Below are 15,919 nucleotides of genomic sequence, written 5' to 3'. Positions count from 1 at the left end.
TTCTTTTAAATTTTAATTATTTCATGACAAACATCAGTTAGCATCACTGAATGGTTTTGTAAATTTACAACGCTTGTAACAAATGACAAAAGCGCATTGAAAATAAACAACGTAAGTTTTATAGAAAACTACGACTGAACTCGTGTAAAAAGCATAAAGATTATGACGGCAACAGATATACATATAAAAAACATTATAGGAGAAAGCTTAACAAAAGCAACTTCATATCAAGAATATAGAAACTTGGTGCAAAACTTAGTTGCAGAAGGCAAATCTACAGGTGAATTGCAAACAGACGCACTTTCAAACTATTCTATGTTGAATGATAAACGTATGAAACGTTTAGATAAAACTACAAAATTAACAGAACAAGCGATTGAAGATATTACATCGTATAATGGCGATGTTACGTGGTTAGTGTTGACTGAAAGTTGGTGTGGAGATGCAGCGCAAACAATGCCAGTAATTAATAAAGTTGCTGAATTGAATGATAATATTACTCTAAAAGTAGTATTGCGAGATGAGAACGAAGCATTGATGAACGAGTTTTTAACGAATGGAGGAAAATCTATTCCGAAGTTAATTGCTATTGATAATACTTCTGGAAATGTTATTGGAGATTGGGGACCGAGACCTTCTAAAGCAACGCAATTAGTAAATGATTATAAAGCTGAACATGGAAAACTAACTCCAGAATTTAAACAAGATTTACAAGTTTGGTACAATAAAGATAAAGGACAAAATACAGTAGCTGATTTACTAAAGTTAGTGTAGTTCTTATTGAATTAGCAGAATACAAATAGTATAAATACAAGGATTGGAATGTTATATTTCAATCCTTTCTTATTTTTGGGAATGTTGTACAGCAAAGTTTGAATTGAACTATTCAATACCTCTTAGGCTTTCTCCAAAAGCTTCAGGAGAAATAGCATTGTCAACATTAAAATTGCCAATTTTTGTACGACGTAAAGCGGAAAGATGCGCTCCAGAATTCAAAGCTTTTCCAAAATCATGTGCTAGTGATCGAATATAAGTTCCTTTGCTACAAACAACTCTAAAATCTATTTCAGGTAAAGCAATACGTGTAATTTCAAATTCATCAATCGTAATTTTTCTTGATGGAACTTCAACTTCTTCGCCTGCGCGTGCTAATTCATACAGACGTTTTCCATCTTTTTTTAGGGCAGAAAACACAGGTGGAACTTGATCAATTTCGCCTAAAAATTGTTGAGTCGTTTCATAAATCAACTCGTTGGTAATATGATCAATTGGAAATGTTTCGTTGATTTCGCTTTCCAAATCGTATGATGGAGTAGTGCCACCAACTGTTATGGTTCCTGTATATTCTTTAGCCTGACCTTGAAATTCTGAGATTTTCTTCGTGTTTTTTCCAACACAAATAATCAACAATCCTGTTGCTAAAGGATCAAGAGTTCCTGCATGACCAACTTTGAGTTTCTTGACTTTAAATGTTGACTTTAACGCCCATTTTACTTTATTTACAGCTTGAAATGAAGACCAAGTTAATGGTTTGTCTATTAATAAAGTTTGTCCAGTTTGGTATTCTTCGAGCGTTTTCATTTAGAAGTATTTTTGAAATCCTACGTAGCCAATTGCAATCAATCCGACAATTAAACAATAGATTGAAAAATAAGTAAGTTTACTTTTCTTTACCAAATTAATCATCCAAGTACAAGCAAAAAGTCCAGCAATAAAAGCGGCTAAAAATCCAGCAGAAAGCGGGATAATTTGATCATTGTCAAACGTAATTTTTCCACTAAAAATATCTTTAGCAATCTTCCCAAAAATTAATGGAACTACCATCAAAAACGAGAAGCGTGCTGCTTTAGTTTTATCGTTCCCAAGTAAAACGGATGTGGAAATTGTGGCTCCAGAACGTGAAATTCCTGGCAGCATGGCAATCGCTTGCGCAATTCCGATGACAATCGAATTTTTATAACTAACGTTTTTATCAGTATTTTTAGCTTTGTCAGCAAAATAAAGTAGTACTGCTGTTATGATAAGCATAAAACCTACAAGTACTATATTTCCTTTAAATAAAGCTTCTAATTGATCTTCAAAGAAAACACCAACAAGAACTGCAGGAATCATAGAAATAATCACTTTTACAGCAAATTTAGATTCTTCATTCCATTGAAATTGAAATATACCTTTGAGTAAGTCTAAAATATCTTTTCGGAAAATAACAATGGTACTTAATGCCGTAGCGAAATGTAGCACGACCGTCATCAGCATATTATCTTCGCCTTTGACTTCAACACCTAAAATAGCTTTTCCTAATTCAATATGGCCACTAGAAGAAACTGGTAGAAACTCCGTTAATCCTTGAATAATTCCAAGGATAATTGCATTAATTATTTCCATGAATTAGGAGTTCGGATTCAACAATATTGCATATACTTCAATAGCAAATCCTAGCATGACTACCATTGGTGCAATATGTATTCTTCGGGTACTGAAAATAGCTTCATTAAATACATTTGGATCATCGCTTCCGCCGCCAGACATTAAAATAAAACCTAAGGCGATCACAGCTAAGCCGATAAACATAAATACATAATTTTTCTTCCCAAAAACAAAACCTTGTTGTGGTTGAGGAGTATTTTTTTCTGCAGTATTGTTACTTTTTAACTTCTTGTTTTTCATGTACGCTCAAATTTACAAGTATCCACCGAAACATACATTCATGTTAAAAAGTACGTTTTAAAATTCGCTGTAAACAACGGTTGTACCTTTTTCCATTTTTGAAATATGCGGAACAATTCCATCAGGATTGACAATTGTCCATCGGTTAGGACAGTACAAAGTAACGGTTTTATTTAAAACTTTTGAACTTAATTGCTCTAAATTTATGCCTTTCTCTAAGCCGCGATTGATATAATAATAGTGACTATCGTTTTCCAATCGAATATGAATGTCGTTTGACGTTCCTTCTTCTATGGAAACAATCTTGCCAGAAATAAGTACACAATCATCCGATTTTACCTTGGTTGCAGGTTTGAATGAGTATGCTAAAAATACAACTAATGCTATGCCTAAAAATATAAATGTGAATCTTCTCATAATTATAATTTTTAAAAATTAAAATGTCTTTTCTTATCACGTAAATATTTTCATCATAAATTTTGTGGTTTGGATTTGATAGTATAAAGATAACTCAATAAACTCCTAATTATTTTATAATAAAGGGTTAAAGTGTGTTAATGTTTATAAGTGCTTAGTTTGATAAATGTAGTAGAGTACTACGTTTTAAAACCTTTTTTTAGCTTTCTAAATTGATGACAAAGTTTCTTTTTTCTACTTTAAGAAATGTAAGAATATGATCAGTTTAAACTTTAATAATACAACTGATCGGTACGCAAATTCAAGAAGCGTTGTGTAGCAAAGAAACTACTGATTAAAGTAATTAAAACACCAATTACTAAAATTCCAGCAAATACGGAACCGATTAACATTTTGTCATTGGCAAGTTGTAATTGTGGTAATGATTTGTTTACATAATACAATACGCCAGCCATTCCTGCTAATGCAAGAATTGCAGCAATCACGCCCATTTTTATACTATTCCAAATAAAAGGTCTGCGAATAAAACCTTTAGTAGCACCAACCATTTGCATCGTTTTGATGGTAAAACGTTTTGCATATACCGAAAGACGAATAGAACTATTTATTAATAATGCAGCAACAATAGCAAAGAAAATACAAGCAATCAAAATTCCGAGTCCAATGCGTTTAATATTAGCATTTAATTTAGACACTAAAGGTTTGTCGAACGAAACTTCTTCAACAAAATTCTTTTCTGAGATTTCAGCAGCAATAGCTTCTAATTTTTCCCCAGAAACAAATTGAGCATTTACATAAACATCCAATGAATTTAACAATGGATTTTCACCAAGATATTCTACAAAATCTTCTCCGATATCTGCTGTTAGGTTGGCTGCGGCGGTTTCCTTTGAAACAAACTCTGCAGATTTAGTATATTCGGCTAAAGCCAATGTTTTTTGTAATTGCTTAATTTCAACATCTTTAGCGCTATCTTTCAAATACACGGTTAAGGCAATCTTTTCCTTATAATAATCAGCTACCTTCTTTGTATTCAAAACCAACAAGCCTAGTATTCCAAGTAAAAAAAGCACCAAAGTAGTACTCAATACCACAGAAAAATAAGAAGAAATCAATCGTTTTTTTTGATACTTTTCAAAAGAAGAACTCATAAATAGTGCGTTAGACTGGTAAAATTAAAAAATTAAAAATAATAATGTTGAATTTTAGGTGTAAAACTGTTTTAGCGTAACGAATGAACTAATAGTTTCAATCTTTCATTTGATTTCGATAACACTTTTTAATGTTAAAAAAATAACATGTTGTTACAAAAATAGAGGCTATTCGTCGTTAATAAAAAAGCAACCAATGAAAGAATTCATAATCAAAACTGAAAACCTAAGCTTTTCTTATGCGAAAAATAGAAAAGATATTAAAAACTTATCTCTGAAAGTTCCAAAAGGAAGTATTTATGGTTTTTTAGGTCCAAATGGTTCAGGGAAAACAACAACGATTAGACTTCTATTGGGTCTTTTAAAGAAAAATGGAGGTGTCATAGAACTTTTTGATAAAACAATTGAAAAATCAAGAATAGAAAATTTAGGAAAAATTGGAGCGCTAATTGAAAACCCTTCTCTATACGGAAACCTAAATGCACTTGAAAACTTAAAAATAGCAGCTAATTATCGTGGAAATATTTCGAAAGAAAGAATTGAAGAAGTATTAGAAATTGTAAAGTTGTCGTATGCAAAACACAAAAAAGTGAAAGCATATTCGCTAGGAATGAAACAACGTTTAGGCTTAGCAATATCTTTATTAAGTGAACCTTCACTATTAATTCTTGATGAGCCTACAAACGGACTCGATCCAAAAGGGATTATAGAAATGCGAGAACTTATCAAAGAACTCAATCAAAATCATGGAACTACAATCTTTATCTCAAGTCACTTATTAAGTGAAATAGAAAAAACATGTACGCACGTAGGAATTATTAGAGAAGGTGAAATGCTATTTCAAGATACCGTAAACGCATTGCAAGAATCTCAAAACGACACTCTCAAAATAGAAATAGAAACAAACGACGTGCAAAAAGTAAAAGAAGTATTGTCAACACAGTCTCTTTCTTTTGAAGAAATCAATGATCATACAATTACTACCACAGTAAATCATAAAAAAGACATTACTACTGTTATTGATACAATTAGAAATCATCAAGCAGAAATCTACCAAATAAAAATAATGAACAACCTTGAAGAACTCTTCTTATCATTAACAGAAAACTAAAAACCATGAATGCAATTACATATTATACCTCAAGTATTAAAAACGAAACCATAAAACTAAAAAGAACCTTTGCATTATGGTTAGCAGTTATAAGCGCAATGTTTATTCCGATCATCTTTTTTCTATACTATATTTTAAAATCTGAAACACTGATTCCCGATGAAGGTGTAAATCCTTGGGATCGTTTTATCGCAGATCAAGTATTTGCTGCCGGACCTTTAATTCCGTTATTTACCGTGTTAATAACAAGTTTGATAATTCAATTAGAACATAAATCATCTGCAATAAAACATCTATTTGCGATGCCAATACCTAAATGGAGTGTTTACTTTGGAAAACTATCTATTGTAATAGGACTTATCATATTTACCTACAGTATGTTTTTTGTGTTAATAATCTTAAATGGTGTTATACAAGGCACAGTTCATGAAGAGCTTAACTTTTTGGCATTTTCACCAGATTATACAAAATTCATAAAACTACTTTTTAGATCGTGTATTGCAATTCTAGGAATAGTAGGAATACAATATTGGCTAAGCTTTAGAGTTAAAAACTTTATCATTCCACTAGGAATTGGAATGGTATTAGTAATGACAGGAATGATAATTTACCGTGCAGAAGAATCTTTATATTTTCCATACGCGTACAATATGCTTAGTCTATATCCAGTAGACAAAGACATAGAATCGTTATTGTGGTTTCCATCAGTTTCTTTCTACAGCTTAGGATATTTTGTGCTATTCTCAATACTAGGATATTTAGATATAAAACGTATGAATATCAAATAATACAATACCATATTTTAATTACATATTTGAAAGCTATATATCTAAAAAGCGTTACAAACAAATTGTGGCGCTTTTTTGTATTAGATTACTATACAACTGAGTAGGGTTTTTAATAGTGAATGCTTAAATTTGCGACTTCTAAAAATATAGTGATGAAGTACAATTTCAACGAAATTGAAGCCAAATGGCAAAAATATTGGGCAGAAAACGGAACGTTTCATGCAGAAAGTCAATCAGATAAACCAAAATATTATGTGCTCGACATGTTTCCTTATCCATCAGGAGCAGGATTACACGTTGGTCACCCATTAGGTTATATTGCTTCAGACATTTATGCACGTTACAAGCGTCATCAAGGATTCAATGTATTGCATCCACAAGGATATGATAGTTTTGGATTGCCAGCAGAGCAATATGCCATCCAAACGGGTCAGCATCCAGCAATTACTACAAAAACAAACATTGCGCGCTATCGTGAGCAATTAGACAAAATAGGATTTTCATTCGATTGGAGCAGAGAAGTACGTACGTCAGATCCTGCGTATTACAAATGGACACAATGGATTTTTATAGAGTTGTTTAACTCTTGGTACAATATTGAAACAAACAAAGCGGAACATATTGAAACGCTTGTCGCTACATTTGAAGCTGCTGGAAATGCAGATGTAAAAGCTGTTTGTGATGATGATATCGCTGTTTTCGCTGCCGCAGAATGGACAAACTACGATGCAAAAACGAAACAAGAAATATTACTAAAATACAGACTTACGTACTTGGCTGAAACGGAAGTAAATTGGTGTCCTGCTTTAGGAACTGTGTTGGCGAATGACGAAATCGTCAATGGAGTTTCAGAACGTGGTGGACATCCAGTTGTGCGTAAAAAAATGACACAATGGAGCATGCGAATCTCTGCGTATGCACAACGTTTGTTAGATGGTTTGAATACGATTGATTGGCCACAAGCATTAATGGACTCTCAAACACACTGGATTGGTCGCTCGAAAGGAGCAATGGTAACGTTTAAAGTAAATGGACACGATGCAAACATCGATGTTTTTACCACACGACCAGACACCATTTACGGAGTGAGTTTTATGACCTTAGCGCCAGAACATGATCTAGTAGCTAAAATCACAACAGAAGATCAAAAAGAAGCAGTTCAAGCCTATGTTGAAGCAACTTCCAAACGTAGCGAACGCGAACGTATGGCAGATGTAAAAACCATTTCAGGAGTATTTACAGGCGCATATGCGTTACATCCATTTACAGGAGAAAAAGTGCAAATCTGGATTGGAGATTATGTATTAGCAAGTTACGGAACAGGTGCGGTTATGGCAGTTCCATGTGGAGATCAACGTGATTATGATTTTGCAAAACATTTTGATTTAGAAATTCCAAACATCTTTGAAAACGTAGACATTTCAGAAGAAGCATATGGCGAAAAAGAAGGTGTAAAAATTGCAAATTCTGATTTCCTAAATGGTTTAACGTACAAAAAGGCGATGAAAACCGTGATTTACGAAATGGAAAAACGCGGTATTGGAACAGGAAAAATCAATTATCGTTTGCGTGATGCAGTATTCTCGCGCCAGCGTTATTGGGGAGAACCATTTCCAGTATATTATGTTGACGGAATGCCACAAATGATTGATGTAAAACATTTACCAATCTCATTGCCAGAAGTAGAAAAATATTTACCTACCGAAACAGGCGAGCCACCATTAGGAAATGCTGAAGTTTGGGCTTGGGATACCAATACAAATACTGTCGTTGACAATGATAAAATTGACAACGAAACTATATTTCCATTAGAATTAAACACCATGCCAGGTTGGGCAGGAAGTTCTTGGTATTTCTTCCGTTACATGGAAAAAGCAGATCGAGAAAGTGATTTTGCTAGTGAGGAAGCTTTAAAATACTGGGAAAATGTAGATTTATATATTGGTGGAAGTGAGCATGCTACAGGTCACTTGCTATACGCACGTTTCTGGACAAAATTCTTAAAAGACAGAGGTTTTGTTGGTGTTGATGAGCCGTTCAAAAAGTTGATTAACCAAGGGATGATTTTAGGAACGAGTGCTTTAGTGTATAGAATCACGGGGACAAATACATATGTTTCTAAAGGATTAAAAGATGCTCATGAAGTAGATGAAATTCGTGTAGATGTAAATATGATCAATACATCAGATGAATTAGATATAAATGATTTAAAAGCTTGGCAACCGCAATTTAAAGATGCTGAATTTATCTTAGAAGACAATAAATATATTGTAGGTCGTGAAGTTGAAAAAATGTCAAAACGTTGGTACAACGTCGTAAACCCAGACGATATCTGTGAAGAATATGGAGCCGACAGTTTGCGTTTGTTTGAAATGTTCTTAGGTCCATTAGAACAAGCAAAACCATGGAATACGGCAGGAATTTCAGGAGTTTTTGGATTCCTAAAGAAATTATGGAAGTTGTATGTTGGTGAAGAAGGAGTTTCAAAAGTAACAGACGCTACTCCAACGAAAGATAATTTAAAAACATTACACAAAACGATCAAAAAGGTTCAGGAAGACATTGAAAACTTCTCGTTCAATACATCAGTTAGTACGTTTATGATTTGTGTGAATGAATTAACACAACAAAAATGTAGTAGCAAAGAAATTCTTGAGCCGTTAACAATCTTAATTTCACCATATGCGCCGCACATTGCAGAAGAATTATGGGAGCGTTTAGGAAATGAAGGCTCTATCGCAACAGCGAAATTTCCAACATTTGAACCAAAACATTTGGTAGAAAGTTCTAAGGAATATCCTGTGTCTTTTAATGGTAAAATGCGCTTCAAAAAAGAATTATCATTAGATTTATCGAAAGAAGAAATAGAAAAAATAATTCTTGAAGACGAACGTACACAAGCACAACTTAATGGAAGAACTCCGAAAAATGTAATTGTAGTTCCAGGAAAAATCATTAATATAGTAGGATAATATCATACGTAAAAGACTGAATATGAAAAAACTCGTTTTTTTAATTGCATTAATTTGTATGTCTTCTTGTATTGCACAAAAAAAGCAAGTCAAGGAACGTTCAGGGAAAAATGCAGAAAACAAAAAGTTCCCAACAGAATATGCTTTTCCTAAAGAATATGTTGGGACATACGCTGGAAACTTAAATATTGCAGATGCTTCTGGCGTATTGCAAAATGTACCAATGGAACTGGTTATTGCACCAACTGAAGATCCAAAAAAGTTTTCATATACAATGTCATACTTGGTTTCCAATAAAAAAGATAAGCGTAAGTATACTCTAATTGTGGTAGACCCTGCTAAAGGATTATATGATTTAGATGAAAATAACGGAGTTGTACTTAGAGCAAATTACATTCGTCAAACATTGTTTAGTACGTTTGAAGTAAACAATAGAATACTTAACAGTAGCGTAGAATTTAAAAATGACGGACGTATACTTTTCAATATCATTGTGACTGAAAAAGTAGATTCTAGACAAACAGGTGGAGAAAAATTAGCTGTCACAAGTTATACTACTGCTGTGATTCAAAAAGCAGCCTTACGTAAGGTAGAGCGTGACTAAAAGCAAATACAAACAAAACTTTATATAAAATAAACCTCGTCTATTTGGCGAGGTTTTTGTATTTTTTATCGTAAAGTCAAACAAATAAACATTGTAGTTTCTGGTTTTAACCTATAATAATTACCTTTTGAAATAGTAAAATAAGAATGCTATTTTATTTAAATAATTAAAATTAAAAAATATGTTTTCAAGTGGATATATGCTCTTGGCGGGCGCAATTATGTTGGTAAGTATGTTTGTGAGTAATAAACTCAAAAGCAAGTTCGCACACTATTCAAAACTACAATTACGAAACGGATTAAGTGGTGCGGAAATCGCAGAAAAAATGCTAGCAGATCATGGAATTAGAGATGTAGAAGTAATTCATGTAAAAGGAATGCTCACAGATCATTATAATCCGATGAAAAAAACAGTAAACCTAAGTGAAGGTGTTTTTAGTCAACGAAATGCTGCTGCGGCTGCTGTAGCTGCTCATGAAGTTGGACATGCTATTCAACATGCTAAAGGTTATAAATGGTTACAAATGCGCTCAAAATTAGTCCCTATAGTAAGTATTGCTTCTAAGTTTTCTCAATGGGTAATTTATGGAGGAATTGCATTAATGGCAGGACAAGGAGCTGGTTTAGGACAAAATATTTTAATTATTGGACTGATTATGTTTGCAACAGGAACACTATTCAGTTTTATAACACTGCCTGTAGAATATGACGCAAGCAACAGAGCTTTAAAGTGGCTTAGAGATAAGAATATGGTGTCGCAAGAAGAATTTGCAGGTTCGCAAGATGCTTTAAAATGGGCAGCAAGAACGTATGTAGTAGCTGCACTTGGTTCATTGGCAACCTTGTTATATTTTCTGAAGTATTTAAATCGCGGTAGAAGAAACTAGAAAAAGAAAACCGAATGCTATATAACATTCGGCTTTTTTATGTTTTGTAAGAGATGTTTCTTGGTAACTTACAGTATAAAACGCTGAGTAAATCTACATACTATACTTTAATCTGGCGATCAATTTGCTGATTTAAAGAAATAAATGTTTCTGTTCGTGAAACACCTTCTATTGCTTGTATTTTGTGATTTAAAATATGCATTAAATGTTCGTTGTCTTTACAAAGAATCTTAATTAACAAAGACCAATTTCCTGTTGTGTAGTGACTTTCCATTACTTCTGGAATTTCTTGTAATTCTTTCACAGCAGAAGGGTTTCGCATGGCTTTATCTAAATACACACCAATAAATGCCATGGTTTTATATCCTAATACTTTTGGGTTGATGACAAATTTAGAACCAACAATTAACTTTGCGTCTTCCAATTTTCGAAGTCTCTGATGTACGGCTGCACCAGAAATGCCAATACCACGAGCAATACTCAAAATAGGTGTTCGAGCATCGTTCATTAAGGCGCGAAGAATCTCCTTGTCAATACCATCAATCTCTATTTGCTCATTAATCACTTTCATAAACTAATTATTTATAGAATGAAAGTCAAAATTAGCAGTTTTAACTCAAACTTTATTTAAAAAATAAAAATTTAAGAGAATTTGATAGTTTTTTTATGAAAATAACAAAAAAATGAAATTTTAAATTTTAATAACGTAACAAAGCGTCACATCGAGTGAATTTCAAATAAGAAATTTGTATCGAGATGTACTTGGTTTTTGAAAATTTAATAACAAATAATTATCAATCAAAAATCTTTACATATTCGCAGGATCATATCCAAAATATGGAACTTCTACTTCGTGAAAAGCAATACCATATTCTTGTAATTCTTCTAAAATAGGTGTGTACACTTCTTTAGTAATTGGTAATTGAACTCCAGGCGTAGAAATTTCACCATTTAAAATCTTTAAAGCTGCGATTGCAACAGGTAATCCTACAGTTTTTGCCATTGCAGTATAGGTTTGATCTTCACCAAGAATTACCATTTTTGACTCTATTTGATGTTTTTCTCCATCTTTTTCATAGCCAAACTTATGATACATCACGATCATATCTTTGTCTTCTGGTGCAAGCGTCCAACTATCCATTAAGATTTTTTGTAGAATTTGTGCTGGAGTTGCATTCTCTAATTCTACTTTTTTATTTGGGTTAAAAAGATCTAATTCCAATAATTTTTCCCAAAGTGTATCATCTTGATCAATTTTCAGATTATGACGCATCTTTAATTCCACAGAATCTGTTGGACTGTATGGTAAAAATGAATTCACAAAATCACGATAACTCATTTCTGCTGAATTTTCAATAGTATAGCTGTCGTCTGTCATTCCTAAAATTACAAACATTTGCCAAGCTCTAGAAAATCCGACTCTTCTTATTGTTCCGCGATATAAAGTTAAAATATCATCCAATCCGTATACACTTCTGTACTTTAAAGAATCACGATTTGCATACGCTTCAAACTTTCCGTAACCTTCTACATTTAAAAACTCAGTTCGGCGAAACAAGCGATTATAAGGAATATATTTATAAGTTCCTTCCTGAATAAATTTTGCTGTTCCACCTTGTCCTGCTAATACCACATTTCTAGGATTCCAAGTAAATTTGTAATTCCATAAATTGGTATCGCTTTCAGGAGCGACCAATCCACCAGTAAATGATTCAAACAAGATCATTTCTCCTTCATTATCACGAATACGGTCTATCACTTCCATAGCGCTCATATGATCGATTCCTGGATCTACTCCAATCTCATTCATAAAAACCAATCCTTTTTCCTTTACAGCATCGTCTAAAGCTTGCATTTCTTTACTGATATACGAAGCCGTAACCATATTTTTACCAAAATGCACACAATCTTTTGCAACTTCAATATGAAAACGTGCTGGTAGCATAGAAATTACAATCGCCGCTTTCTCGATGGCTGCTTTTCTATTCTCTTCATTAAAAACATCTAAAAAAATAGCAGAAGCGTTTTCATGGTCTCCAACAAGTTTTTGGGCATTTTTAATATTGATATCTCCAACAGTTACATGTAAATTTTCAGTATGACTTTTATCTAAAAAATATTTTATGAGGTAAGAAGCAGATTTTCCTGCGCCGATAATTAAAATGTTTCGCATAATGGGTTTTGTTGCGTAATTTTGTAATAAGACAAATATAACACGAATGTAGTAAATTGTTACATTTATAAAAATTACTTCACGATTTTATGAGAAAAAAAATTTTAATCACAGGAGCTATCTTAGGTTGTTTGGCTGTAATTCTTGGTGCTTTTGGCGCGCATGGACTAAAAAAAATATTAACTCTAGATCAAATTGCTTCTTTTGAAACTGGTGTTCGATATCAAATGTATCACTCGTTATTGTTGCTATTTGTTGGAGCTACAGCGTTTATTTCGCCCAAAATGCAAAAATTAATATATGTATTTATTTTATGGGGAATTATATTATTTTCGGGTTCTATCTATTTATTGGCAACTAATGATAGTACAGCGTTCGATTTTAAAACGATTGGTTTTATAACACCTATTGGTGGAACTTTGCTAATCATAGGATGGATTATTCTTATTGTAAGTTTTTTTAAGCTTAAAATGGATAAAATCAGTTAAAAAAGGATAATCTATAAAAATATTTATACTTTTGCTCTTTACAAAAAACACAACAAGAGTTAAAAGTTATGACGAATAACACCTTCTCAACGAAAACGATTTCGTTAAATCAATACGGAATCAAAAATGCGAAAGCGCATTATCAACTTTCCTCAGATGAACTTCATGAAGAAACTATAAACAAAGGGCAAGGAATTGAAACTTCTTTTGGAGCTATCACTGTAAATACAGGAGAGTTTACTGGAAGATCGCCAAAAGACCGCTTTATAGTAAAAGATAGTATAACAGAAGATAAAGTTTGGTGGGGAGACATCAATATTCCTTTTGAATTTGATGCTTTCGATACATTATATGATAAAGTTGTTGATTATTTATCAGAAAAAGAAGTATACGTACGTGATGCATATGCTTGTGCTGATGAAAATTACAAGTTAAATATTCGTGTAGTAAATGAATATCCTTGGAGTAATATGTTTGCGCACAATATGTTTTTACGACCAACGGAAGCAGAACTAGAAGGTTTTGAAGAAGAATGGCTCATTGTAAATGCACCAGGATTTATGGCAGATCCAGCAGTTGATGGAACACGCCAACACAATTTTGCGATTTTAAACTTTGAAAAGAAAATTGCCTTAATTGGTGGAACTGGTTATACAGGAGAAATCAAAAAAGGAATTTTCTCAGCGTTAAACTTTATATTACCTGTATTTAAAAATACATTACCAATGCACTGTAGTGCAAATGTTGGTAAAGCAGGAGATACAGCAATTTTCTTCGGATTATCAGGAACAGGAAAAACTACTTTGTCAGCAGATCCAGAACGTAAGTTAATTGGTGATGACGAACATGGTTGGACGAATGAAAATACAGTTTTTAACTTTGAAGGTGGTTGTTACGCAAAAGCCATTGATCTAAGTGAAGAAAAAGAACCAGAAATCTATCACGCTATCAAAAAAGGAGCAATTCTTGAAAATGTAGTGTTAGACGAAAACAAAAATGTAGATTTTACAGATACTTCTATCACGCAAAATACACGTGTAAGCTATCCAATTTATCATATTGAAAATATTCAAGTGCCATCAATAGGAAAAAATCCTAAAAACATATTTTTCCTAACAGCAGATGCATTTGGTGTATTGCCTCCAATTTCAAAATTAACACCGGGGCAAGCAGCATATCATTTCATCTCTGGTTATACAGCCAAAGTTGCCGGAACAGAAGCAGGAATTGATGAGCCATTGCCAAGTTTTTCAGCTTGTTTTGGAGCGCCTTTCATGCCATTACATCCAACAAAGTATGCAGAAATGCTAAGTAAAAAGATGCAAGAAGCTGGTGTAAATGTATGGTTAGTGAATACAGGATGGACTGGCGGACCTTACGGAACAGGAAGTCGTATGAAATTAAAGTATACGCGTGCAATGATTAGCGCTGCTCTAGAAGGTAAGTTAAATGATGTAGAGTATCAAGTACATCCAATTTTCGGATTGGCTATGCCTAAAGATTGTCCAAATGTACCAAACGAGGTTTTAAATCCAATAGATACATGGGAAAATAAGGATGCCTACAATACGAAAGCTGCAGAATTATCAAATTCATTTAAGAAAAACTTTTCTCAGTTTGAAGACTATGCAAACGAAGAAATCATGGCTGGTGGTCCAATAGGCTAACAGTAAAAAATACTATAACCAACCCAAAATAAAAAGCGTATATCTATTGTAGGTATACGCTTTTTTAATGCCAAGTGTTAGTTGTTTGAGAGCAAATTAAAATGCTAGAAATAGATGTTTCAATCAAATTTCATTAATGCTCAATTTGATAACTTTAATAAAAGATCACAATGGAGTTAAAACGAAAAAAAGCGTGATCAATTAAGAACACGCTTTTAAAATATCTATATACTAAAGTAATTATTTCTTATTCACTTCATCAATATATTTAGCTAATGCCATTGTCATTGACGGAGTTTCTGGTGTTGGAGCTTTGATATCAACTCTCAATCCAGCTTCTGTAGTTGCTTTTACAGTTGTATTTCCAAAAACGGCTATACGCGTGTCATTTTGCTCAAAGTCTGGGAAATTGGCTAATAACGACTTTATTCCAGAAGGACTGAAGAATACTAAGATGTCATAATACACATCACGTAAGTCAGATAAGTCACTCACAACAGTTTTATAAAATACACCGCGTTCCCAATTGACATTCAATGAATTCAATGTTTCTGGAACTGCTTTTTTAAGTGCATCAGAAGATGGAAGTAAGAATGTCTCATCTTTATACTTTTTGATAAGTGGAGATAATTCTTGGAAAGTACGTTTTCCTACATAAATTTTACGTTTTCTGTACACTACATACTTCTGTAAATAATATGCTACAGCTTCTGATTGGCAGAAATACTTCATCGTATCAGGAACTTTAAAGCGCATTTCTTCTGCTACTCTAAAGAAATGATCAACAGCATTTCTACTAGTCAAGATAATCGCAGTAAACTTTGTTAAATCTACCTTTTGATGTCTTACGTCTCTTGCACTTACACCTTCAACGTGTATGAACGGCCTGAAATCGATTTTTACCTTTTGCTTATCAATAAGCCTAGAATAAGGTGAATTCTCAATTTTTGGTTCCGGTTGAGAAACTAAAATAGTTTTTACTTTCATAAACCTAT

Annotated in this window: 16 protein-coding genes; 8 read left to right on the top strand and 8 right to left on the bottom strand. The window is 33.0% G+C overall.

Annotation, left to right across the window (positions count from 1 at the left end; all coding sequences use genetic code 11):
- Positions 1–162 precede the first annotated feature (162 nt).
- Positions 163–774 (top strand): thioredoxin family protein, encoded by a 612-nt coding sequence (locus ACOQOS_RS12055; RefSeq protein WP_420570710.1) that lies wholly within the window; start codon positions 163–165, stop codon positions 772–774.
- Positions 775–882: 108 nt separating this feature from the next.
- Here ACOQOS_RS12055 and truB read toward each other — a convergent pair whose 3' ends face one another.
- The 5 genes from truB to ACOQOS_RS12030 form a co-directional block, all read right to left on the bottom strand.
- The gene (gene truB / locus ACOQOS_RS12050) at positions 883–1,581 is read right to left on the bottom strand and encodes a tRNA pseudouridine(55) synthase TruB (RefSeq protein WP_420570709.1); all 699 of its coding nucleotides are present in this window, start codon (positions 1,579–1,581) and stop codon (positions 883–885) included.
- A complete protein-coding gene (locus tag ACOQOS_RS12045) occupies positions 1,582–2,385 on the bottom strand; it encodes an undecaprenyl-diphosphate phosphatase (RefSeq protein WP_420570708.1) in 804 nt (267 codons plus the stop codon).
- Positions 2,386–2,388: 3 nt separating this feature from the next.
- Positions 2,389–2,667 (bottom strand): DUF3098 domain-containing protein, encoded by a 279-nt coding sequence (locus ACOQOS_RS12040; RefSeq protein WP_420570707.1) that lies wholly within the window; start codon positions 2,665–2,667, stop codon positions 2,389–2,391.
- Positions 2,668–2,724: 57 nt separating this feature from the next.
- Entirely contained in the window at positions 2,725–3,084 is a 360-nt protein-coding gene (locus ACOQOS_RS12035; RefSeq protein ID WP_420570706.1) for a hypothetical protein, read from the bottom strand.
- 272 nt (positions 3,085–3,356) lie between these two features.
- Positions 3,357–4,235 (bottom strand): cell division protein FtsX, encoded by an 879-nt coding sequence (locus tag ACOQOS_RS12030; RefSeq protein ID WP_420570705.1) that lies wholly within the window; start codon positions 4,233–4,235, stop codon positions 3,357–3,359.
- 196 nt (positions 4,236–4,431) lie between these two features.
- On the opposite strand from ACOQOS_RS12030, the gene ACOQOS_RS12025 reads away from it, so the two are divergent.
- The 5 genes from ACOQOS_RS12025 to ACOQOS_RS12005 all read left to right on the top strand — a co-directional run bounded on the left by ACOQOS_RS12025 (position 4,432) and on the right by ACOQOS_RS12005 (position 10,596).
- Positions 4,432–5,346 carry an ABC transporter ATP-binding protein gene (locus ACOQOS_RS12025; protein WP_420570704.1) on the top strand — a complete coding sequence of 305 codons (915 nt, stop codon included), beginning with the start codon at positions 4,432–4,434 and terminating at the stop codon, positions 5,344–5,346.
- Positions 5,347–5,351: 5 nt separating this feature from the next.
- Complete coding sequence (locus ACOQOS_RS12020; protein ID WP_420570703.1) at positions 5,352–6,134, top strand: ABC transporter permease; 783 nt, start codon at positions 5,352–5,354, stop codon at positions 6,132–6,134.
- A gap of 152 nt (positions 6,135–6,286) precedes the next feature.
- Positions 6,287–9,106 carry a leucine--tRNA ligase gene (leuS, locus tag ACOQOS_RS12015; RefSeq protein ID WP_420570702.1) on the top strand — a complete coding sequence of 940 codons (2,820 nt, stop codon included), beginning with the start codon at positions 6,287–6,289 and terminating at the stop codon, positions 9,104–9,106.
- A gap of 22 nt (positions 9,107–9,128) precedes the next feature.
- The gene (locus ACOQOS_RS12010) at positions 9,129–9,710 is read left to right on the top strand and encodes a hypothetical protein (RefSeq protein ID WP_420570701.1); all 582 of its coding nucleotides are present in this window, start codon (positions 9,129–9,131) and stop codon (positions 9,708–9,710) included.
- A 181-nt stretch (positions 9,711–9,891) separates the two neighbouring features.
- Entirely contained in the window at positions 9,892–10,596 is a 705-nt protein-coding gene (locus tag ACOQOS_RS12005) for a zinc metallopeptidase (protein WP_420570700.1), read from the top strand.
- Positions 10,597–10,696: 100 nt separating this feature from the next.
- Here the strand turns inward: ACOQOS_RS12005 and ACOQOS_RS12000 are convergent, their stop codons facing one another.
- Together ACOQOS_RS12000 and ACOQOS_RS11995 are read right to left on the bottom strand one after the other, a co-directional pair.
- On the bottom strand, positions 10,697–11,167 hold the full coding sequence (locus ACOQOS_RS12000) for an Lrp/AsnC ligand binding domain-containing protein (RefSeq protein WP_420570699.1): 471 nt from the start codon (positions 11,165–11,167) through the stop codon (positions 10,697–10,699).
- A 237-nt stretch (positions 11,168–11,404) separates the two neighbouring features.
- Positions 11,405–12,769, bottom strand: coding sequence for a saccharopine dehydrogenase family protein (locus ACOQOS_RS11995; protein WP_420570698.1), 1,365 nt, complete (start codon positions 12,767–12,769; stop codon positions 11,405–11,407).
- Between the two features lie 89 nt (positions 12,770–12,858).
- Here ACOQOS_RS11995 and ACOQOS_RS11990 point away from each other — a divergent pair, with 89 nt between their 5' ends.
- A complete protein-coding gene (locus ACOQOS_RS11990; protein WP_420570697.1) occupies positions 12,859–13,257 on the top strand; it encodes a DUF423 domain-containing protein in 399 nt (132 codons plus the stop codon).
- A 68-nt stretch (positions 13,258–13,325) separates the two neighbouring features.
- Positions 13,326–14,924: a phosphoenolpyruvate carboxykinase (ATP) gene (gene pckA, locus ACOQOS_RS11985; protein ID WP_420570696.1), complete on the top strand. Its 1,599-nt coding sequence runs from the start codon at positions 13,326–13,328 to the stop codon at positions 14,922–14,924.
- 240 nt (positions 14,925–15,164) lie between these two features.
- Here the strand turns inward: pckA and ACOQOS_RS11980 are convergent, their stop codons facing one another.
- Positions 15,165–15,911, bottom strand: coding sequence for a uroporphyrinogen-III synthase (locus ACOQOS_RS11980; protein WP_420570695.1), 747 nt, complete (start codon positions 15,909–15,911; stop codon positions 15,165–15,167).
- Between the last annotated feature and the right edge of the window lie 8 nt (positions 15,912–15,919).

This window comes from Kordia sp., assembly GCF_965224175.1.
GTDB lineage: Bacteria > Bacteroidota > Bacteroidia > Flavobacteriales > Flavobacteriaceae > Kordia.
This window is presented reverse-complemented; position numbering and strand designations above follow the sequence as displayed.